This is a genomic window from Mesorhizobium sp. M0028 (genome assembly GCF_040323855.1).
GTDB lineage: Bacteria > Pseudomonadota > Alphaproteobacteria > Rhizobiales > Rhizobiaceae > Mesorhizobium.
On the sequence record NZ_JAMYVG010000001.1, the window covers coordinates 35346 to 55524 of the forward strand.

Consider the following 20179-nt stretch of genomic DNA (forward strand, 5'->3'; position numbering starts at 1 on the left):
CCGGCGGGATTGGTCGATTTAAATCAGTTCTCGGTCGGTTTCGCCGGCACGCCGCCGGGCGCCGGTGTTGATATCGGCGTGCCTTGCAGATGCGGGGCCAGTGTGTTCTCCGGGCAGCCGTCCCGCTGCTTTGTCCAGGACGTGTTGTTGAGCACCATCTCGCAGCGGGCGAGGTGGCTTTGTCCGGCAAGTGTCAGGCAGGCCATTTGACCGATCTGGAACGATTTGCCATTGGCAAGGCATAGCGGAGCGGCAACGGCCGGCATCGCGCCAAAAGCGAGCGCCGCGGCACACGTGCAAAGTGCAAGTCGGATAGTCATGGGAACCCCAGCCACCATGATGATTTCTCATCAAGCGCGCGATTTGTGGCGATAAGAGGTCAACTTCTCAATGTGCCGCCGGACAGCAGCTCCGATCAGGCCGGCCGCAGCGCCAGATCGATCGCCACCGGCACATGGTCGGAGGGTTTTTCCCAGGCGCGCACCTGTTTTTCGATCGAAGCCGAGGAAAACCAATTGGCGGCTTCGGGCGACAGAAGCAGGTGGTCGATGCGGATGCCGTTGTTCTTCTGCCAGGCGCCGGCCTGATAGTCCCAGAACGTAAAGACGTCGGGGGCGTCGGTGACGGCACGCACGGCTTCGGTGAAGCCGAGATTCTTCAGCCGCCGGAACGCCTGCCGCGTTGCGGGCTGGAACAGCGCGTCGCTTAGCCAGTTTTCCGGATATTTCGCATCGGCCGGCTCAGGAATGACATTGTAGTCGCCGGCCAGGACCAGCGGCTCTTCCAGTGCAAGCCGCTCCTCGGCCCAGCGCTCCAGCCGCGTCATCCAGGAAAGCTTGTAGGAGAACTTCTTCTCGTCGTCGATTGGGTTGCCGTTCGGCAGATAGATAGAGGCAACCCGCAAGGCGCCCTTGTCGGTCGAGAACACGCCTTCGATGAAACGCGCCTGCTCGTCGGCATCGTCGCCCGGCAAGCCGCGATTGACCTCGTCGAAACGCAGCTTCGACAGGATGGCGACGCCGTTGAAGCCTTTTTGGCCGTAGGTCTCGACATTGTAGCCGAGCGCCTCGATCTCGGCGCGAGGAAATTGCTCGTCGACCGTCTTGATCTCCTGCAGGCAGGCGATGTCGGGCGCGCTTTCCGTCAGCCAATGGGTCAAATTGCCGATGCGGGCGCGGACGCCGTTGATGTTCCAGGTGACGATTTTCATGACGTCCTCGATAGGCTGGTGGTCCGGAGACTAGCGATCCGGCGGGTGACGTTCGACAAGGCCGATCGTATTGCCTGCCGGGTCCTTTAGGAAGGCCATCCACTCGCTTTCCCCCGCCTGGCCGAACAGGCCTTCGGTGTCGCGATGGACGAGCGCCGGCGGCGCGGTGAAGGGAACACCGGCGGCCCTTGCCGAAGCGTGGAACTCTTCGAGGTCCGATATGTCGAGATAGACGGTGCCGGCCGGCAGGCCGTCGGTGAAAAGCAGGCGCACGTCACCTGCCATGATGAAGGCGATGCCTGGAGGATCGAAACGCGCATGCAGACTCATGCCGAGCACCTCGCGCCAGAAGGCCAGCGTTGCGTCGAGATCGCGTCCGGCGGAAAGCGCGATCTGACGGACCGCGCCGATGTCGGGCATTTCTAGATCGAGAAGCTGGTGCCGCAGCCGCAGGAGGCGACCGCATTGGGGTTCCTGATCTGGAACGACTGGCCCATCAGATCGTCGACAAAATCGATCACCGAGCCGCCCATATAGACCAGCGACAGGTCGTCGATCAGCACGGTTGCGCCGTCCTTCTCGATGGCGACGTCGTCATCATTGCGCCTATCGACCAGATCGAACTTGTAGGAGAAGCCGGAACAGCCGCCGCCCTCGACCGAGACGCGCAGGGCCGTCTTGCCGGCTTCGCTCGCCACGATCTTGGCGATCCGCTTGGCGGCGGCGTCGGTCATCTCGACTTTCATGGCGGTCTTGGCATCAGCGCCCATGGGCGTCACCTTGCTTTCGGTTTCGTATGATAGGTATGAAGCGCGACGGGGCAAGTCAACTGCGGCATACGCTATGACCAACGAGTTGGGCGACATCGGATTCGGCTATCGGCCGCGCGCGGCCTATGCCAGCGACCCGGCGAAGTCGCGCGGCCGGCTGTTCGACGAGGTGGAAAGCCCGACGCGCACGCCGTTCCAGCGCGACCGCGACCGCATCATCCATTCGACGGCGTTCCGCCGGCTGAAGCACAAGACGCAAGTGTTCGTCGCACACGAAGGCGACCATTACCGCACAAGGCTGACGCATTCGATCGAGGTGGCGCAAATTGCACGCGCTCTGGCGCGGGCACTGCGCGGCGACGAGGACCTGGCCGAGGCGGTGGCCCTGGTGCACGACTTCGGCCACACACCCTTCGGCCATACCGGCGAGGACGCGCTGAACGAGAAGATGGCCGCCTGGGGCGGCTTCGACCACAATGCGCAATCGCTGCGCGTGGTGACGCGGCTGGAGCGGCGCTATGCCGAGTTCGATGGGCTGAACCTCACCTGGGAAACGCTGGAGGGGCTGGTCAAGCACAATGGCCCACTGACCGATGCCAAGGGCAAAGGGCTGAAGGGGCCGGTGCCGCAGGCGATCCGCGACTATTCCGAACTGCACGACCTCGAGCTCGACCGCTTCGCCGGTATCGAGGCGCAGTGCGCGGCGATTGCCGACGACATCGCCTACAACACCCATGACATCGACGACGGGCTGAGGGCAGGGCTGCTGACGCTGGACATGCTGGAGGACCTCTCGCTGCCGGGGTCGATCCTCAAGGGGGTGCGTGAGCGCTATCCGGCGCTCGATGACGTACGCACCGGCCACGAGCTGATGCGCCGGCAGATCACTATCATGGTCGAGGACGTGATCGTCTCGACGACGGCCAATCTGGCGCGCATCAAGCCCGACAGCGCCGAGGCGGTAAGGGCGGCCGGCGAGACGATGGTGAGCTTCTCCGCCGAGACGGCCGTATCGGAAAAGGAGCTGAAGGCCTTTCTCTACAAGCATCTCTATCGGCACGCGGAGGTCATGCGGGTGCGCGCCGACGCCGACCAGATCGTCAGGGACCTGTTCGACGTCTATTTCGCCGATCCGCGCGCCATGCCGGATGGCTGGCGCGAAGGGCTCGATCGGGCGGAGGATCGCGTCAAGGCGCGCAGTGTTGCCGATTTCCTGGCTGGCATGACGGACACTTATGCACTCAAGGAACACAGGCGTTTGTTTGACCATACGCCGGATTTGAGCTAGGGCGGGCGCGATTTTGCCGGCCAACGAGCCGGATCCCTGCAAAACCGTCAGAGCCATAGCAATGAACATCTTCGCCGATTTCAACGCGCGAATCATAAAGGCCGTCGAAGCGCTTGATTTGAAAGACAAGGATGGCGTGCCGCCGGATCTGTCGCGCATCGCCGTCGAGCCGCCGCGCGATGCCAGCCATGGCGATCTCGCCACCAACGCTGCCATGGTGTTGGCCAAGCCGACCGGCCAGAACCCGCGCGCGCTGGCCGAAAGGCTGGCCGAGGCGCTGCGCGCCGACGAGGATATCGCGGCCGCCGAGATCGCCGGCCCGGGCTTCGTCAATCTCAAGCTCAAGGACGACTTCTGGCAGGCACATCTGACGGCGCTGCTCGGCGAGGGCCGCAATTACGGCCGCTCGACAGTCGGCGGCGGCAAGAAAACCAATGTCGAGTATGTCTCGGCCAACCCGACCGGGCCGATGCATGTCGGCCATTGCCGGGGTGCCGTGGTCGGCGACGCGCTCGCCAACCTGATGGCCTTCGCCGGTTACGACGTGACCAAGGAATATGTCATCAACGATGCCGGTTCGCAGATCGACGTGCTCGGACGCTCGGTCATCCTGCGCTACCGCGAGGCGCTTGGCGATGAGATCGGCGAGATTCCGGCCGGGCTTTATCCAGGCGACTATCTGATCCCCGTTGGTCAGGCGTTGGCCAGCGAATTCGGCCGCTCCCTACTGCAGATGCCGGACGAGGAGGCACTTGCCATCGTCAAGGACAGGACGATCGACGCGATGATGGCGATGATCCGCGAGGATCTGGCGCTGCTCAACGTGCATCACGACGTCTTCTTTTCCGAGCGGACGCTGCATGCCAACAATGCGAAGAAGATCCGCTCGGCGATCAGCGACCTGACGCTGAAGGGCCACATCTACAAGGGCAAGCTGCCGCCGCCCAAGGGCGAGAAGCCGGACGAGTGGGAGGACCGCGAGCAGACGCTGTTCCGCTCGACCGCGGTCGGCGACGACATGGACCGGGCGCTGGTCAAGTCGGACGGTACCTTCACCTATTTCGCTGCCGATGTCGCTTACCTCAAGGACAAGGTCGATCGCGGCTTCGTTGACCTGATCTATGTGCTTGGCGCCGATCATGGCGGCTATGTGAAACGGCTGGAAGCGCTTGCCCGGGCGATTGCCGGCGACGAGGTCAAGCTTACCGTGCTGCTTTGCCAGCTGGTGAGGCTGTTTCGCGCCGGTGAGCCGGTGCGCATGTCGAAGCGGTCGGGCGAGTTCGTGACCTTGCGTGAAGTGGTCGAGGAGGTCGGCCGCGACCCGATCCGCTTCATGATGCTCTACCGCAAGAACGACGCGCCGCTCGATTTCGACTTCGCCAAGGTGACCGAGCAGTCGAAGGACAATCCCGTGTTCTACGTGCAGTATGCCTCGGCGCGCTGCCATTCGGTGTTCCGGCAGGCAAGCGAGCAATTGGGCGAGGCCATGTTCGACCGCAACCAGCTGGCCGCCGAAGTGGCTTTGCTGACCGACGAGGGTGAGATCGGCCTGATCAGAAAGCTTGCCGAATATCCGCGGCTGATCGAAGCCGCGGCGCTCGCGCTTGAGCCCCACCGGCTGGCATTCTACCTCTACGAACTCGCTTCCAGCTTCCACGGACACTGGAACCGCGGCACCGATAATCCTGACTTACGTTTTGTTAAGGTTAACGACCGACAATTGACGCATGCCAGACTAGGGCTGGTGCAGGCTGTTTCGGACGTTTTGACGTCCGGCCTGACGCTGATCGGAGCCAATGCGCCCACCGAAATGCGTTAGGTTTGAGTAAAAAACCTGTCACCTTTTGCCCACATTGCGCTGGTAAGGGCCAACCCTACGCGACGTCCATGGCGTCCGAATGAGTGCGAGTTCGGGAACAATAATGGCAGACAGAACCCAGCTGAGAGCAGCCGACCACAACGACATCGCCAACGATGATCCGTTCGCGGAACTGACCAGGATCATGGGGTTCGACCCGCGCCAACCGGTCAAACCGCAAACGCCGGCCCAGCCGAAAGCCGCTGCCGCCGGGCCGCCGGAGGGCGAGGCCGATTTCGACATCGATCTCGAGAAGGAGTTGATGGGCGAGTTCGGCGCCGACGCCAATGACAATGCTTCCCCTGTCGAGCTTCGCGAGCCGGCATCCGAACCGGCTACCACGGATGGGATGGAGGACGCGCTTGCCGCCTCGTTCGAACAGGATTTCGCGTTCGACGACAGTGCGGTGGATGATGCTGCTCCTGTTGCGGCCGCTCCTGTTGCCGCCGACGAAATTGCCTCCGGCCCCGAAAGGTCGTTCGCTCCCGCTGTCGAGTCGGAGTTCGACGACGAGTTCGATAACGCCGTCGCCGGCTCGCTCGAAGACGTGTCGCCGTTCGAGGACGACTTGTCGAGTGACGACGAACTTGCCGGCCCTGTCGACCAGGATTTTCGGCTCGACGACGATGTGACGGGCAAGATCGGGGCGACGGGCGAGGACGGACCTAGGGCCGCAGCCGATGCATACGCGCCGGTCGACGAGCCCGCCTTCGACGACGAGCCTGCCTTCGACAATGAGTTCGACAACGCCGTGGCCAACTCGCTCGAAGACGAGCTGATGCTCGAAGAGCATGAGCCGATGGAGCAGGCCGTCGCCGTTGAAACCGCCGCGCAAGCCGCCGCGCCTGCGTTCGATGACGAGTTCGACGATGCCGTTGCGAGCTCGCTCGAAGACGAGCTGATGTTCGACGAGCAGGAGCCGGCGGTCGCCGCCCCGGCATCCCCGGTTGAGGCGGCCGATGAGAATTTTGCCGGCCATTTCGATGATGCCATGGCCGACGTCGACATGGACTTAGACGTTCGCCCGAACGAGCCTGCCGAAATCGAAGAACCAGAGGCCGTCGAGCTTTCCGGCACGGCTGCTGAAGCGGCGTTCGACGACCATTTCGATCTGGGCCTCGACGATGCGCTTGCGGAGGACGTCGAAGAGCCCGTGGCGCAGGTTGCGGCCGAACCAGTGGCGCCGGCCGCTGTCGTCCCGACAGCCCCAGTGGCTGAGGAACGCAGCCTGGAAGACGAGCTGAACGCGCTGCTGGGGGCGATGAGCACACGGCCGGCACAAGCGGCCAACGAACCTCAGACAAGCCAGCAGCCTGCCCAGAAGCCTGTGATGGCTGCTGCTCAGCAGCCCGTGGCGCCCGCAATTCAGGAGCCAGCAGTGGCCGCTGAACAGCCCATGGCGGCGGCTGAAGACGTCACCAACGGACCGGTGCATCCTGTCGACGAACTGGATTGGGAACTCGACGAACACGAGCCCGCTGAGCCGCAGCAGTCCAGTGCCGCCGATGACGCCGATCTTGGCAGTGTCCTCCTCGATGAGCTTGAAGGCGAGGATTTCGGTGTTGAAGCCGCTGCCGGACCTGCGGATGATTTGGACAACGATGCGCTCGATGCCGATTTCGCCAGGAATATCGGCCTGGATCATGACTCGGCCGACAAGAGTGCCGCAGCTGCTTCCGAAGAAGATCCGCTCGATGCGCTGAACTGGCTGACGACACGCGCCACGCCGCCCGAGCCGGCCCGCTCGTGGAGCCGCGTGACGCCGGTCGCACAGCCTCAGCCCGCTTTTGCAAGCCAGCCGGTGGCATCGGCGCGTCCGGCACCACCGCCGCAGCCGGCTGCGGCGCCGTCCTATCGGGCCGCACCGGTCGAAGAGGCGCCGTCCTATGAAGGCCAGGCATCCCGTGAAGAGAGGCCGTCCTATGAAGATCGGCCCGCCTACACGGAAGCTGCACCAACCTCGCATCAACAGCCTTCCGCGTATGACGAGATGCCCGATGTCGAGACGGTCGACGTGCCCGAGCGCGTCGTGGCGCTGGCGGACGATCTCGACATTCCGGAGCTCAACTTCGACGATGACGAGCCGGTGGCGCCCGCCTACGACGATCTTGATGCCGATTTTGCCAGCCTTCTCACCGAAATGAATGCCACGGATATAGCGCCTGCCCCGGTGCGCAGTGCTGGCTACGACGATGAATACGATGCGGGCTTTGCGTCTGGTTATAAGCAAGATCGTGGCGAGACGCGCGCCTATGGCGCCAAGCCTGCGGAAGCCCCCGTCAGCGCGGCGGCCGCTTCCTATGCCGATGCAGCGGACGGTTTCGATCTGGGCCCATTGCCCAGTGGCCAGCCGGTTTCGCAAGCCGACGATTTCACCTTCGATGAGCTCGATTACGATCCCGAATTGGACGAGGAGATGTCGGTTCCGGGTCTTGCCGAACGCGGGGCCGAAAGGCAGCCGCGCAGGCGCGGGCTGCTGATAGGAGCGGTGGTTGGCGCGGTGGCGATCGCCGGAGGCCTTGGCGCCTTTGCGTTGACCCTCGGCGGCAAGAGCGGCAGCGATGCGCCGGTTATCGTCAAGGCCGACAACAGGCCGATCAAGATCAAGCCGGAAAATCCAGGCGGCACCGTCGTGCCGAACCAGGACAACAAGGTCTATGACGCTGTGGTCAAGGGCGCCAAGCCCGCCGAGCCCGTTCAGCAGAAGCTGGTCACCAACACCGAAGAGCCTGTGGACCTGAAAGCCAACGAACCGGAGAGCCGCGTCGTCGATCTTTCGCCCAATGACCCCGACGCCGCGGACGATCTCGACGCGCCCGGCACAGTGGCGTCCGACACCAACGCCTCTGGTATCAACGCGCCTGATACCAACGCGCCTGACACCGATGCGCTTGGCGCCAATGCCGCTGGCGGTACCGAAACTGCCGCCGCACCGGCGCCCAAGTCCGAGGATCGCATCGCGCAGGTTCTGCAGGAGGCCGAGAAGGGTGCCAACCCCGAGATCGTCGCCGTTGCGCCGCGCAAGGTACGGACCATGGTCGTGAAACCTGACGGCTCGCTGGTGGCGCGCGAGGATCCGGCGCCTGCCGCCCCGCAGATGGCTGCTGCCGAGCCGGCAGATCCGGCGCCGCAGCACGTGGCTCCGTCGGCCCAGGCCGACGCCGCCGCGCAGACTGGCACCGTGCCCCTGATCGAGCAGATGACAAGTGATCCGAAGATTGGCGATCAGAAGATTGGTGACCAGCCGAGTGGCGATCAGGCGAGTGGCGATCAGGCCGAAACCACCAAGCTGCAGCCGGCGCCCAAGCCCGACACCAAGGCCGAAGCCAAGGCCCAGCCCTCAGCCAGCAAGCAGTCCGCCAACACCCCGGCCACGGTCCCAGTGGCGCCGCAGCGTCCGTCCGACCAGCCGGTCGACGTAGTCGGCGAAGTCAAGCCCGATCAGGTTGCGGCCGCGGCCGGCGCTGGTTCGTGGTCGATACAGATCGCTTCGCAGCCGACAGTCGAAAGCGCCCAGTCGACTTATCAGGATCTGCAGCGCCGCTACGGCAGCGTGCTTTCCGGCCGCACCGCCAACATCGTCAAGGCCGAAATTGCCGGCAAGGGCACCTTCTACCGCGTCCGCGTTCCAGCGCAGTCGCGCAACGAGGCGATCAAACTGTGCACCAGCTACAAGGCTGCCGGCGGCAATTGCTTCGTGTCCCACTAGCGGCACCAAAAACCTCTCGAAAAGCCGGCGCTCGCGCCGGCTTTTTTGCGTGAACGGAAATCCCTGGAGGCAATTGCGGGCGATTCCCTTTGTCGGCGCGAAGCTCTAAACTGTTCCGCATGACCGAATCAAAATCCATGATCCTCGGCTGCGCCGGGAAATCACTGACCCGCGACGAGATCCGTTTCTACCGCAACGAATGCCCGTGGGGTTTCATCCTGTTTGCGCGCAATATCGGCGAGACCGAGCAGATCCGCGATCTGGTCGCCGCCATGCGCGACTGCGTCGGGCGCGCGGATGCGCCGGTATTCATTGACCAGGAGGGCGGCCGGGTGCAGCGCCTGCGGCCGCCGCTGGCGCCGAACTATCCGGCTGCCGGCGCACTCGGCGCCTTGTGGCGCGACGACCATGACGCCGGCACCCGTGCCGCCTGGCTGATGGCGCGGCTGCATGCCTTCGATCTGCTGCGCTACGGCATCACGGCGGATTGCCTGCCGGTGCTCGACGTGCCGATCGAGGGCGCCAGCGACGTCATCGGCGCACGCGCCTATGGCAAGGAGCCGCGCGCCGTCATCGAATTGGGTCGCGCCGCGGCGGAAGGCCTGATGGCGGGCGGCGTGCTGCCGGTGATGAAGCATATTCCCGGCCATGGAAGGGCCTTCGCCGACACGCATTTCGAACTGCCGACCGTCGACGCCTCGATCGGCGACCTGCAGCGGCATGATTTTGCCCCGTTCAGGGAGCTCAACCATTTGCCGATGGCGATGACGGCGCATGTCGTCTATAGCGCGATCGACCCGAAGAACCCGGCCACGACATCCGGCAAGGTCATCGAAAAGATCATCCGCGGCGAAATCGGCTTCGACGGCCTGTTGATGAGCGACGACACCTCGATGAAGGCACTTTCTGGGGATTTCCCGTCAAAGGCGGCCGCTATCCTTGCGGCGGGCTGCGATCTGGTCCTTCACTGCAACGGCGTGTTTGAGGAGATGGCCGGCATTGCATCGCGAACGACCGGACTTGAAGGCAAGTCGTTTGAGCGCGCGGAGCGGGCGCTGACCTATATCAGGAACTGTGACGTAGCGGACGAGACCGAGATTCGGGCCGAATTTGCCAGTTATTTCGACGCGGTGGCCTAGCATCAAAGGAAGCGAAGTGGCGGAAACATTGGACCTGAAGGCCGGCAAGGCCGCACCGATGGACCGTCTGTGGGCCGAGAACGATGATTCCCGGCTGACCGGCGATCCCGCTTTGGTCGTCGACGTGGCCGGTTTCGAGGGTCCGCTCGATCTTCTGCTGCATCTTGCCCGCAACCAGAAGGTCGACCTGTCGCGCATCTCGATCCTGGCGCTGGCCGAGCAATATCTGGCCTTCGTCGAGAAGGTGAGGGCGCTGCGGCTGGAGCTTGCCGCCGACTATCTGGTGATGGCGGCATGGCTGGCCTTCCTCAAGTCGAAGCTCCTGATCCCCAAGCAGCCCGGCGACGAAGGCGAAAGCGGCGAGGAACTGGCGGCAGTGCTGCAGTTCCGGCTGAAGCGGCTGGAGGCGATGCGCGACGCGGCGGCACGGCTGGTCAACCGCAACCGGCTCGGACGCGACGTGTTTGCGCGCGGCATGCCGGAAATGGTCATCGTCGAGAAGCGAAATGCCTATTCGGCCTCGCTCTACGATTTGTTGACCGCCTATGCCCAGCAGCGCCAAAAGCAGGCGATCACCAATGTGACGATCGCCAGGCGCGGCGTGTGGTCACTCAAGGATGCGCGTGACGTGCTGATCAGGCTGATCGGGTCGCTGCGCGACTGGACGGCGCTCGACAGTTTCCTGGTCGAATATCTGGCTGGCCCGGAAGAGCGGCGCACCGCTGTCGCCAGCTCGTTTGCCGCAACGCTGGAACTGGTGCGCGAAGGCAAGATGGAGATGCGGCAGGACCAGGTGTTCGCGCCGCTTTATCTGCGCGGCCGCGCTCAAGCCATCAAGATAGTCGAGGTGACACCATGAGCGAACGCGCCAACGCTTCGGTCATTCCGTTCAAGGTCGAGGACGACGCCGAGCAAGGCGCGGTTGCCGAGAACCCGGCACAAAACCAGGGGCAGAATTTGTCGCAGAATCCCGGCGAGCGGCTGCATATGGCGGAGGCCGTACGGATGGCCGAGGCGATCGTATTCGCCAGCGCCGAGCCGGTCAGCGAAAAACAGCTCACTTCGCGGCTGCCCGACGGCATCAACATTGCCGCGGCGATGGCCGAACTGCAGCAGATCTATGCGCGGCGCGGCGTCAATCTGGTGCGCGTCGGCGATGCCTGGGCCTTCCGCACCGCCGGCGACCTCGCCTTCCTGATGAGCCGCGACACGGTGCAGCAGCGCAAGCTGTCCCGCGCTGCCCTCGAAGTGCTGGCGATCATCGCCTACCACCAGCCGGTGACGCGCGCGGAGATCGAGGACATCCGCGGCGTCGAGACGTCAAAGGGGACGCTCGACACGCTGATGGAGACGGAATGGGTGAGAATGCGCGGCCGCCGCCGCACGCCCGGCCGTCCCGTCACCTACGGCACGACGGACATTTTTCTCGACCATTTCGCACTGGAGGAGATCCGCGATCTCCCCGGCATGGAGGAATTGAAGGGTGCAGGATTGCTGTCCGGCCGCATGCCGTCGAATTTCTCGGTGCCGCTGCCGCCGGCCGACCCCGATGCGCTCACCGACGACGAGGATCCGCTGACCGACATCGACCTCGAGGAACTCGGCCTTTTGACGCCGCGCGTCACGGACGATTGAGCCGAGCGCCATCTTTAAGCCACAGCCAGGATGGAACTGCGCCGATTGGTAGCGGGCCGCCGTGTCGAAAGTGCGTGACTTCGGCCACTCATTCATGAACTCTGTCGCAGTTCTGTTTGAATCCGAACCCGAAAGCGCATAGATCAGCGTCTGGGAAACCGTTCGAGAGAGATTTGCTATGGGTTCATTTTCGATTTGGCACTGGATGATCGTTCTGGTGATCGTGCTGCTGGTCTTCGGCCGCGGCAAGATCCCCGAGCTGATGGGCGACATGGCCAAGGGCATCAAGAGCTTCAAGAAGGGCATGGCCGACGACGAGACTGCCGAGGACAAGCGCACCGTCGAACACCGTTCCGACGAGACCGTGTCGGTACCGAAGGAAAAGGCCAGCAAAAGCTGAGCCCAAAACTTTGGTTGGCCAAAACTTGAGTCGGCCTGAAACTTGAGTCGGAACGTATAGCCATGTTCGAAGTCGGCTGGACCGAGATGCTGGTGATCGCGATCGTCATGATCGTGGTCGTCGGACCCAAGGATTTGCCCAACATGCTGCGCACCTTCGGCCGCACAACGGCGAAGCTGCGCGCCATGGCGTCGGATTTCCAGCGGCAGTTCAACGACGCACTGAAGGAAGCCGAACTCGACGACGTCAAGAAGTCGGTCGATTCGCTGAGAAGCCTCAATCCGGCAGCCGAGATCAGGAAGCAGCTCAATCCATTCGAGCAGGCCGCCGCCGACGTCCGTTCCGGCGTCGATGCCGTGATGAAACCCAAGCCGGCGGTCGAGGCCGCCTCGACAGAGCAGGCAGCCGAGCCGCTGAAGAACGGCGCGACGACGATGCCGGGCGTCAGCCCGCCGGAGCCGACGCCGGCCACGCCGATCTTTCCGGCGATGACGGACGAGTCCGTCGTGGCGCCGGCAGTAGAGGCGCAAACGACTGCAGCGGCCGTGCCGCAAAAAGCGCCGGCGGCAAAGAAGAAGCCGGCGCCCGCGAAAGCCGCGGCTGCCGTGCCGGCCAAGCCGGAAAAGGCCGCTGCGCCAAAGGTCGCCACAAAAGCTGAGCCGAAAGCGCAGTCATCAGCAGCGAAGAAGCCGGCGACAGCAGCGAAGAAGCCTGCGGCAGCAACGAAGAAGCCGGCCGCCACGAAAACGGCGGGAGCCGCCAAGTGAGCACTTCGGACACGGAAAAGGACGAGATCGAAAAATCGTCGGCTCCGCTGATGGAGCACCTGATCGAGTTGCGCCGGCGGCTGATGTGGTCGATCGGCGGTTTTTTCGTTGCTTTTCTTGTGTGCTTCTTCTTCGCCAAGAAGCTGTTCAACCTGTTGGTGATCCCGTTCAGATGGGCGACCCAATGGGCCGGGCTCGATCCGCACAAGGTCGAGCTGATCTATACGGCGCCGCAGGAGTTCTTCTTTACCCAGGTCAAGCTCGCCATGTTCGGCGGCATGGTCATCGCTTTTCCGTTGATCGCCACGCAGATCTACAAATTCATCGCGCCCGGCCTCTACAAGAACGAGCGCAATGCCTTCCTGCCGTTCCTGATCGCCTCGCCGATCCTGTTTCTGATGGGCGCGTCGCTGGTCTATTTCTTCTTTACGCCGATGGTGATGTGGTTCTTCCTCGCCATGCAGCAGACCGGCACCAACGACCAGGTGCAGATTTCGCTGCTGCCGAAAGTGTCCGAATATCTCAGCCTGATCATGACGCTGATCTTCTCCTTCGGCCTGGTGTTCCAGTTGCCGGTGGTGACAAGCCTGATGACGCGAGTCGGCATGCTGTCGTCGCAAGGGTTGGCCGAGAAGCGCAAATGGGCGATCGTCATCGCCTTCGTCGTGGCGGCGGTGCTGACGCCGCCCGACCCGATGAGCCAGATCGGCCTCGCAATTCCGACGATCCTGCTCTACGAGGTCTCGATCTGGTCGGCTCGCTTGATCGAGCGCAGCAAGGAGCGCGACCGTGTCGCCCGCGAAAAGCAGGACGCCACGGAAGAGGTGGCCGAAAAGCCGGCGGACGCGTCGTCGACGTAGGTGGGGTTACCGGCTGGCATCTTTCTTCCGGCCGCAGCAACTTTGTTCTTGCTTTGTGCCGGCAGCTATGCTACTAATCTGGGTATGGTGCTGATTCGGCGCCGACGACCCGCCCTCTGAGGCGGGTTTTTTTGTTTCAGGTTCCCTTTCGACCAAATGTTGCGAGTGCTGCCGTCTGTGAAGTCGGCGGGACAGATGGCGGCGTGAAGAAACGCCGGCGTTCCCGTCTTGCATCAATGAAAGATGCGGTTTACGCCCTCTGGTCTTTGTTTTGGGCATGTCGTTGCCCCACAACCGCTGCGCATTTTTTGGGCGACATGCCCTCGAGGACGAACAGACCATGCTTGACATCAAATGGATTCGCGACAACCCGAAGGCCCTTGTCGACGCGCTCCAGAAGCGCTCGTGGTCGGCCGAGGCGGCGCAGTCCACCGTCGACGATCTGATCGCTGCGGATGAGGCGCGGCGCGAGCATCTGACCGAGCTGCAGACCAGGCAGGAGCGCCGCAACGCCGCATCGAAGGAGATCGGCAATGCCATGCGCTCGGGCGATGCCGCGCTTGCCGAACGGCTGAAGGCTGAGGTCGGCGAGATCAAGGCCTTCATCCAGAACGGCGAGGCGCGCGAACGCGAACTCGACAAGGCGCTGAACGACGCACTGGCGGTGCTGCCCAACGTGCCGTTCGACGATGTGCCGGTCGGCAAGGACGAGCACGACAACGTCGTCAAGCGCGTCGTCGGCAAGCTGCCGACGCGGCCGAATTGGGTGAAAGAGCATTTCGAGATCGGCGAAGCGCTCGGCATGATGGATTTCGAGCACGCGGCAAGGCTTTCCGGCTCGCGCTTCACGGTGCTCAAGAACCAGCTGGCGCGCATGGAGCGCGCACTCGGCCAGTTCATGCTCGACCTGCATACCACCGAGCACGGCTACGAGGAGATCGTCCCGCCGCTGATGGTGCGCGACGAGGCGCTTTTCGGGACTGGGCAGCTGCCAAAGTTTGAGGAAGATTTGTTCTTCGCCCGGCATGGGGATGGCAGGCTTGGCCTAATCCCCACCGCCGAAGTCCCACTCACCAATCTCGTGCGCGAGGAGATCACGCCGCACGAAAAACTGCCGCTGCGCTATACCGCGCTGACGCCGTGCTTCCGCTCCGAGGCGGGTTCGGCCGGCCGCGACACGCGCGGCATGCTGCGTCAGCACCAGTTCAATAAGGTCGAGCTGGTGTCGATCACCGATCAGGACTCGTCGATTGCCGAGCACGAGCGCATGACCGAATGCGCCGAGGAGGTGCTGAAGCGGCTGGGCCTGCCGTTCCGCACCATGACGCTGTGCACCGGCGACATGGGCTTTGGCGCGCGCAAGACCTACGATATCGAGGTCTGGCTGCCCGGCCAGAATACCTATCGCGAAATCTCGTCGTGCTCGGTATGCGGCGATTTCCAGGCCCGGCGCATGGACGCCCGCTACAAGGACAAGGATGGCAAGGGCAACCGCTTCGTCCACACGCTGAACGGTTCGGGCACCGCCGTCGGCCGCGCTCTGATCGCCGTCATCGAAAATTACCAGAACGAGGACGGCAGCGTAACCATTCCTGAAGCGCTTCGGCCTTACATGGGCGGTCTGGAAAAGATCGAATCGAAATAATGCGCATCCTTCTGACCAACGACGACGGCATCCATGCCGAGGGCCTTGCATCACTCGAACGCATCGCCCGCACGCTGTCGGACGACGTCTGGGTGGTGGCACCGGAACAGGACCAGTCCGGCTATGCGCATTCGCTGTCGATCTCGGAGCCGCTGCGCCTGAGGAAAATCGGCGAAAAACACTTTGCCGTGCGCGGCACGCCGACCGACTGCGTCATCATGGGCGTGAAGAAGATCCTGCCCGAAGCGCCCGACCTGATCCTGTCCGGCGTCAATTCCGGCGCCAACATCGCCGACGACGTCACCTATTCGGGCACCGTCGCCGGCGCCATGGAAGGCGCGCTGCTCGGCGTGCGCTCGATCGCCATCAGCCAAGCCTATTCCTATGTCGGCGAGGACCGCGTCGTTCCCTATGAGACAACCGAGGCGCTGGCGCCAGCGCTGCTTCAAAAGCTCGTCGCCATGCCGTTGCCGGACGGCGTGCTGCTCAACGTCAATTTTCCGAATTGTGCGCCGGAAGAGATCGCCGGAACTGTGGTCACTTCGCAGGGCAAGCTGGTCCACAGCCTGTGGGTCGACGAGCGGCGCGACGGGCGCGGCCTGCCTTACTACTGGCTGCGCTTCGGCCGCGAGCCGGTCGAGGGCAAGCAAGGCAGCGACCTCCATGCCTTGCGCAATCGGCTGGTGTCGGTGACGCCGCTGCAGCTCGATCTCACCGCGCATGAAATCCGCGATCAACTGGCCAAGGCGCTCGCATGAACTTGAATCACGCTGCAACGGTCGACGACCGCGAAGGTTTCGCTGCCTTCCTGCTTCGCCTGCGCGGCAGGGGCACGGTGCCGAAGGCGCTGATCGCCGCCTTCGAGGCGACGCCGCGGCGCGGCTTCCTGTCTCCGCATTTCCACTCGATTGCCTGGTCGGACCGTATGCTGCCGATCGAATGCGGCGAGGCCATCGAAGGCGCCGACCTGCAGGCGGCGGTGATCGCGGCACTTGCCATCGAACCGGGCAACCGCGTGCTCGAGATCGGCACCGGGTCCGGCTACACGGCGGCGGTGATGTCGCGGCTTGCCGCGCGGATCGTCACCATCGACCGTTACAAGACGCTGGCCGAACAGGCCCGGCAGCGTCTCGAGGCACTCGCCATCGGCAACGTCATCGTGCGCCAGGCGGACGGTTCCAACGGGCTGGCCAACGAAGCGCCGTTCGACCGCATCGTCGCCTGGGCGGCCTTCGACAGCCTGCCGCGTTTCCTGCTCGACCAATTGTCGAGCGGCGGCATCGTCATTGCGCCCATCGGACCCGACGAGGGCGAGCAGGTGCTGGCCAAGCTGACCAAGGTCGGCAGCCGCTTCGAACGCGAGGATATCGGCCTGGTGCGTCTGCAGCCGATCCTGCGCAGTGTCGCGGCGGTCATCTAGGGTGTGTCGATATTCAGGTGAGGCCGGCCTGCAAATTGCGGCTTCCTCCGCTTCCGGTGCTCACGTACCCAAATGTACGCTCCGCTCCGGTTCTCGGAATCCACCATTTTCGGCTCGGCCTGACCTGAATCTCAACACACCCGGCGCTCGATCCTCGAAACATTTTTAAGAAAATTTGCGTCTGATTCTACAGGTTTAACCGACCGGTAACATTAACGCGCTTTAATCAGGCTCAGTTGTACCGGGTCTGTGCGGGTTAGTGCGATGCAATTCAGTGTTTTGAAGGCAAACGGACGCAATCTGGCGCGTGGCTGCGCCGTCCTCATGATCGCAGGGGCTGCGACGGGGTGTAGTTCCCAGGTGGCGCGGTTCAACAGCGTCGACGACGTGTTCACCGCCTCGACCAACAACCAGCGCGCCATCATCGACAAGCAGGATGCTGCCCAGCCCTATCCGGGCGATGTTGCGGCCGCCCCGATCGACGGCAGCCACACCCAGTCGGTCAGCCGCTCAAGCCTCGAACCGGTTACGGCACAGCAACTGCCGCCGCCGGCTCCCGCCCTGGCCCCTGCCGCCCGCCCGGTGCGTACCGCTGCCGCGCCGGCCCTGGCGCCTGCCGCTCCTCGTGTCGACAGGACGGCAACCGGCACCGTTGCTCCGGCGGCAAGGCCGTTCAAGAACGCCGAGCCCGACGCGCCGCGCATGGCGACGGCCGCCGGCGCACCGCATGCAACCGAGATCGTCGTCAAGGATGGCGAGACCATTTCCGGCCTGTCGCGGCGCTACGGCGTGCCGGCCGATGCCATCATGAAAGTCAACGGGCTGAGCGCGACCAAAGGGCTGAAGACCGGCCAGAAGCTCGTCATCCCGGCCTATGCTTACTCGAGCAACGGCGCCGCGCCGAAAGTCGCCGACGCCAAGCCCACGAACGGCACCAGGCACGACCAGCCGGCCGACGCGCCGGAGAAGGTGGCCGTGCTGCCGCAGCAGCCGAAGCTCAGGGAAGGCAAGTCTGCCGCGCAGGTGGATGCCTCGGCCGCCGCAAGCCAGCCGAAGGATGGAAAGACTGCGCTCAAAACAGCCTCGGCGATGGCCAAGCCGGCCGGTGCCGGCGGCACTTACACGGTACAGCAAGGTGATACGCTGTCCGCCATCGCCAGAAAGACCGGCGTCGGCGTCGTTGCGCTGAAACAGGCGAACGGCATGCAGGACGGGCTGCTCAAGATCGGCCAGACCCTGAAAGTGCCGGCCGGCGGAACCGCTGTTGTCGCCGGCGCGAAGCCGGCAAAGGTCGATCCGGTGACGACGGCCACCACTCAGCCACCGGCCAAGACAACGCCGACGCAGACGCTCGCCTCCTACACGCCGCCAAAGAAGGATGCGAAAGTCATCCAGCAGGCCGAGGACGACGATGCGGTGGCGCCGGATGCAACCGGCATCGGCAAGATGCGCTGGCCGGTGCGCGGCCGCGTGATTTCAAGCTTCGGCGGCGGCAAGGACGGCGTCGACATCGCCGTGCCTGAGGGGACGCCGGTCAAGGCAGCCGAAAATGGCGTCGTCATCTATGCCGGCGATGGCCTCAAGGAATTCGGCAATACAGTGCTGGTGCGTCACGAAAACGGTCTGGTCACCGTCTACGGCCATGCCAGCTCGATCGAGGTGCAGCGCGGCCAAAAGGTCAAGCGCGGCCAGGAAATCGCCCTGTCCGGCATGAGCGGCACCACCGACTCGCCGAAACTGCATTTCGAAGTGCGCAAGAACTCGGCGCCGGTCGATCCGTCAGGCTATCTCGAATAGGGAAAAAGCGACTTGCGGGCCGCCTGACCTTCAGCCCGCCGAAGAAGTCCGCTCCGCAAGGTGCGGGCTTCTTCTGTTGCTTTTCTGGACCATGATCGAGTCCGAAACCGGGCTCCTTTTTTGCTACGCTGACCTTCGGTTCGGGATCATGGTCTAGTCCTTGAGCGATTTTCCGAGCCGGCCTGCCAGATCCTGGGTGAACTGCCAGGCGACGCGGCCCGAACGGCTGCCGCGCGTCGTCGCCCATTCCAGCGCCTCGGCGCGCAGCGTCTCGGGATCGATGGCGAGATCATGATGGCGGACATAGCCATCGATCATGTCGAGATATTCGTCCTGCGAACATTTGTGGAAGCCAAGCCACAGGCCGAAGCGGTCCGACAGCGAAACCTTCTCCTCGACCGCTTCCGACGGGTTGATCGCGGTCGAGCGCTCATTGTCGATCATGTCGCGCGGCAACAGATGCCGCCGGTTCGAGGTGGCATAGAAAATGACATTGGCCGGGCGGCCTTCGACGCCGCCTTCAAGTGCTGCCTTCAGCGATTTGTAGGATGTGTCGTCATGGTCGAATGACAGGTCGTCGCAAAACAAGATGAAGCGAAACGGCGCTGCCTTCAGCAGGCCCATCAGCTTCGGCAGCGTGTCGATGTCTTCGCGGTGGATCTCGATAAGCTTGAGCGGCACGTCGGGCTTCGCCGAAGCGTTGACCGAGGCGTGTACCGCCTTGACCAGCGACGATTTGCCCATGCCGCGCGCGCCCCATAACAGCACGTTGTTGGCAGCGTAGCCGGAGGCGAAGCGCTCGGTGTTGTCGACCAATATGTCGCGGACGCGGTCGACGCCGCGGATCAGGCCGATATCGACGCGGTTGACCTTGCGCACCGGTTCCAGATAGCCGGGATCGGCCTGCCAGACGAAGCAATCGGCCTCGCCGAGATCGGTTTGCGGCACCGGCGGCGGGGCTAGGCGGGCGACCGCCTCGATCAGGCGGTCGAGCTTCTGGTGCAGGATATCGATAGGGCTGTCGGTCATCTCTTGTCTTTTTGTTTCGCGGTTTGTTTCGCGTTCAGGACGGGTGCGGTAGGGCAACCTACCTGATTTCAGCGGTTTCGAAACTCGTCCCAAGCATTTGTTCGGGCATGATCTTTTGCGAAAACCGAGCATCGCTTTTCGTGATCACCCTCTAACACGGCTCACCAGGCCGGAAAAGCAGCCGATTTGCCCGGCAGCGCAGTTGCATTGGCAACGTTACCGACTATATTCCGGCCAAATTTGGCGGGGCCGCCTTGCGGCTGTTTTTCAAAGTTCAGGAGTACCTCGATGTTCGTGACACCGGCATACGCCCAAGGCATCGGCGGGGACTCGTCCGCAATGTTTATCCAGATCGTGCCGTTTGCTCTGATTTTCGTGATCATGTATTTTCTGATCATCCGGCCGCAGCGCACGCAGCTGAAGAAGCGCGGCGAGATGCTGGCGGCGGTTCGCCGCGGCGACACCGTTGTCACCGGCGGCGGCTTGGTCGGCAAGGTTACCAAGGTGATAGACGACAACGAGCTCGAGATCGACCTTGGCGGCGGCACCAAGGTGACGGCGCTGCGCTCGACGCTTGCCGACGTGCGCGTCAAGGGCGAGCCGGTGGCGAACCAGAACGCCAAGAAATAACCGAATTGTCGGCGGAACGATC

The 20179-nt window shown here is 63.5% G+C and carries 20 protein-coding genes; 14 read left to right on the forward strand and 6 right to left on the reverse strand.

The features are described 5' to 3' along the window. Positions 1 to 23 precede the first annotated feature (23 nt). The 4 genes from NKJ93_RS00190 to erpA form a co-directional block, all read right to left on the reverse strand. Positions 24 to 338 carry a hypothetical protein gene (locus tag NKJ93_RS00190; protein ID WP_023720051.1) on the reverse strand — a complete coding sequence of 105 codons (315 nt, stop codon included), beginning with the start codon at positions 336 to 338 and terminating at the stop codon, positions 24 to 26. A 77-nt stretch (positions 339 to 415) separates the two neighbouring features. Further along, a complete protein-coding gene (gene xth, locus NKJ93_RS00195) occupies positions 416 to 1210 on the reverse strand; it encodes an exodeoxyribonuclease III (RefSeq protein ID WP_023720052.1) in 795 nt (264 codons plus the stop codon). A gap of 30 nt (positions 1211 to 1240) precedes the next feature. Next, positions 1241 to 1630 carry a VOC family protein gene (locus NKJ93_RS00200; protein ID WP_352495391.1) on the reverse strand — a complete coding sequence of 130 codons (390 nt, stop codon included), beginning with the start codon at positions 1628 to 1630 and terminating at the stop codon, positions 1241 to 1243. A 2-nt stretch (positions 1631 to 1632) separates the two neighbouring features. Further along, on the reverse strand, positions 1633 to 1980 hold the full coding sequence (gene erpA, locus NKJ93_RS00205) for an iron-sulfur cluster insertion protein ErpA (protein ID WP_352467016.1): 348 nt from the start codon (positions 1978 to 1980) through the stop codon (positions 1633 to 1635). A gap of 73 nt (positions 1981 to 2053) precedes the next feature. On the opposite strand from erpA, the gene NKJ93_RS00210 reads away from it, so the two are divergent. From NKJ93_RS00210 to NKJ93_RS00270, 13 genes are all read left to right on the forward strand, one after another. Then, entirely contained in the window at positions 2054 to 3268 is a 1215-nt protein-coding gene (locus NKJ93_RS00210; RefSeq protein WP_352495390.1) for a deoxyguanosinetriphosphate triphosphohydrolase, read from the forward strand. A gap of 61 nt (positions 3269 to 3329) precedes the next feature. Beyond that, the gene (gene argS, locus NKJ93_RS00215; RefSeq protein ID WP_352495389.1) at positions 3330 to 5087 is read left to right on the forward strand and encodes an arginine--tRNA ligase; all 1758 of its coding nucleotides are present in this window, start codon (positions 3330 to 3332) and stop codon (positions 5085 to 5087) included. Between the two features lie 103 nt (positions 5088 to 5190). Continuing rightward, positions 5191 to 8835, forward strand: coding sequence for an SPOR domain-containing protein (locus tag NKJ93_RS00220; RefSeq protein ID WP_352586928.1), 3645 nt, complete (start codon positions 5191 to 5193; stop codon positions 8833 to 8835). A gap of 119 nt (positions 8836 to 8954) precedes the next feature. Further along, positions 8955 to 9974 carry a beta-N-acetylhexosaminidase gene (nagZ, locus tag NKJ93_RS00225; protein ID WP_352482125.1) on the forward strand — a complete coding sequence of 340 codons (1020 nt, stop codon included), beginning with the start codon at positions 8955 to 8957 and terminating at the stop codon, positions 9972 to 9974. A gap of 58 nt (positions 9975 to 10032) precedes the next feature. Then, positions 10033 to 10833 (forward strand): segregation and condensation protein A, encoded by an 801-nt coding sequence (locus tag NKJ93_RS00230; RefSeq protein WP_352482297.1) that lies wholly within the window; start codon positions 10033 to 10035, stop codon positions 10831 to 10833. Beyond that, positions 10830 to 11609 carry an SMC-Scp complex subunit ScpB gene (scpB, locus tag NKJ93_RS00235; RefSeq protein WP_023720059.1) on the forward strand — a complete coding sequence of 260 codons (780 nt, stop codon included), beginning with the start codon at positions 10830 to 10832 and terminating at the stop codon, positions 11607 to 11609. Before NKJ93_RS00230 ends, scpB begins: the two co-directional genes overlap by 4 nt. Positions 11610 to 11787: 178 nt before the next feature. Next, positions 11788 to 12009, forward strand: coding sequence for a twin-arginine translocase TatA/TatE family subunit (locus NKJ93_RS00240; protein ID WP_023678929.1), 222 nt, complete (start codon positions 11788 to 11790; stop codon positions 12007 to 12009). 62 nt (positions 12010 to 12071) lie between these two features. Continuing rightward, a complete protein-coding gene (gene tatB, locus NKJ93_RS00245; protein WP_352586931.1) occupies positions 12072 to 12776 on the forward strand; it encodes a Sec-independent protein translocase protein TatB in 705 nt (234 codons plus the stop codon). Beyond that, complete coding sequence (gene tatC, locus NKJ93_RS00250) at positions 12773 to 13636, forward strand: twin-arginine translocase subunit TatC (protein WP_023720061.1); 864 nt, start codon at positions 12773 to 12775, stop codon at positions 13634 to 13636. Before tatB ends, tatC begins: the two co-directional genes overlap by 4 nt. A 340-nt stretch (positions 13637 to 13976) precedes the next feature. After that, on the forward strand, positions 13977 to 15281 hold the full coding sequence (serS, locus tag NKJ93_RS00255) for a serine--tRNA ligase (protein ID WP_352482130.1): 1305 nt from the start codon (positions 13977 to 13979) through the stop codon (positions 15279 to 15281). After that, positions 15281 to 16039 carry a 5'/3'-nucleotidase SurE gene (gene surE, locus NKJ93_RS00260; protein WP_352482131.1) on the forward strand — a complete coding sequence of 253 codons (759 nt, stop codon included), beginning with the start codon at positions 15281 to 15283 and terminating at the stop codon, positions 16037 to 16039. Before serS ends, surE begins: the two co-directional genes overlap by 1 nt. Then, positions 16036 to 16701, forward strand: coding sequence for a protein-L-isoaspartate(D-aspartate) O-methyltransferase (locus tag NKJ93_RS00265; RefSeq protein WP_352482133.1), 666 nt, complete (start codon positions 16036 to 16038; stop codon positions 16699 to 16701). Before surE ends, NKJ93_RS00265 begins: the two co-directional genes overlap by 4 nt. A gap of 264 nt (positions 16702 to 16965) precedes the next feature. Then, positions 16966 to 18498: a peptidoglycan DD-metalloendopeptidase family protein gene (locus NKJ93_RS00270; protein ID WP_352586934.1), complete on the forward strand. Its 1533-nt coding sequence runs from the start codon at positions 16966 to 16968 to the stop codon at positions 18496 to 18498. Between the two features lie 153 nt (positions 18499 to 18651). Here NKJ93_RS00270 and NKJ93_RS00275 read toward each other — a convergent pair whose 3' ends face one another. After that, entirely contained in the window at positions 18652 to 19527 is an 876-nt protein-coding gene (locus NKJ93_RS00275) for an ATP-binding protein (protein WP_352586937.1), read from the reverse strand. Between the two features lie 161 nt (positions 19528 to 19688). Beyond that, on the reverse strand, positions 19689 to 19910 hold the full coding sequence (locus tag NKJ93_RS00280) for a hypothetical protein (protein ID WP_210164500.1): 222 nt from the start codon (positions 19908 to 19910) through the stop codon (positions 19689 to 19691). On the opposite strand from NKJ93_RS00280, the gene yajC reads away from it, so the two are divergent. Further along, positions 19816 to 20157: a preprotein translocase subunit YajC gene (gene yajC, locus NKJ93_RS00285; protein WP_023678921.1), complete on the forward strand. Its 342-nt coding sequence runs from the start codon at positions 19816 to 19818 to the stop codon at positions 20155 to 20157. The genes NKJ93_RS00280 and yajC overlap by 95 nt on opposite strands. Positions 20158 to 20179: the final 22 nt, after the last annotated feature.

Bases quoted from the DNA above. Each gene is read 5' to 3' on its own strand.
- NKJ93_RS00190 (WP_023720051.1), bottom strand. From the start codon at position 338: ATGGTGGCTGGGGTTCCCATGACTATCCGACTTGCACTTTGCACGTGT.
- xth (WP_023720052.1), bottom strand. From the start codon at position 1,210: ATGAAAATCGTCACCTGGAACATCAACGGCGTCCGCGCCCGCATCGGC.
- NKJ93_RS00200 (WP_352495391.1), bottom strand. From the start codon at position 1,630: ATGCCCGACATCGGCGCGGTCCGTCAGATCGCGCTTTCCGCCGGACGC.
- erpA (WP_352467016.1), bottom strand. From the start codon at position 1,980: ATGGGCGCTGATGCCAAGACCGCCATGAAAGTCGAGATGACCGACGCC.
- NKJ93_RS00210 (WP_352495390.1), top strand. From the start codon at position 2,054: ATGACCAACGAGTTGGGCGACATCGGATTCGGCTATCGGCCGCGCGCG.
- argS (WP_352495389.1), top strand. From the start codon at position 3,330: ATGAACATCTTCGCCGATTTCAACGCGCGAATCATAAAGGCCGTCGAA.
- NKJ93_RS00220 (WP_352586928.1), top strand. From the start codon at position 5,191: ATGGCAGACAGAACCCAGCTGAGAGCAGCCGACCACAACGACATCGCC.
- nagZ (WP_352482125.1), top strand. From the start codon at position 8,955: ATGACCGAATCAAAATCCATGATCCTCGGCTGCGCCGGGAAATCACTG.
- NKJ93_RS00230 (WP_352482297.1), top strand. From the start codon at position 10,033: ATGGACCGTCTGTGGGCCGAGAACGATGATTCCCGGCTGACCGGCGAT.
- scpB (WP_023720059.1), top strand. From the start codon at position 10,830: ATGAGCGAACGCGCCAACGCTTCGGTCATTCCGTTCAAGGTCGAGGAC.
- NKJ93_RS00240 (WP_023678929.1), top strand. From the start codon at position 11,788: ATGGGTTCATTTTCGATTTGGCACTGGATGATCGTTCTGGTGATCGTG.
- tatB (WP_352586931.1), top strand. From the start codon at position 12,072: ATGTTCGAAGTCGGCTGGACCGAGATGCTGGTGATCGCGATCGTCATG.
- serS (WP_352482130.1), top strand. From the start codon at position 13,977: ATGCTTGACATCAAATGGATTCGCGACAACCCGAAGGCCCTTGTCGAC.
- surE (WP_352482131.1), top strand. From the start codon at position 15,281: ATGCGCATCCTTCTGACCAACGACGACGGCATCCATGCCGAGGGCCTT.
- NKJ93_RS00265 (WP_352482133.1), top strand. From the start codon at position 16,036: ATGAACTTGAATCACGCTGCAACGGTCGACGACCGCGAAGGTTTCGCT.
- NKJ93_RS00270 (WP_352586934.1), top strand. From the start codon at position 16,966: ATGCAATTCAGTGTTTTGAAGGCAAACGGACGCAATCTGGCGCGTGGC.
- NKJ93_RS00275 (WP_352586937.1), bottom strand. From the start codon at position 19,527: ATGACCGACAGCCCTATCGATATCCTGCACCAGAAGCTCGACCGCCTG.
- yajC (WP_023678921.1), top strand. From the start codon at position 19,816: ATGTTCGTGACACCGGCATACGCCCAAGGCATCGGCGGGGACTCGTCC.
- NKJ93_RS00280 (WP_210164500.1), bottom strand. From the start codon at position 19,910: ATGATCACGAAAATCAGAGCAAACGGCACGATCTGGATAAACATTGCG.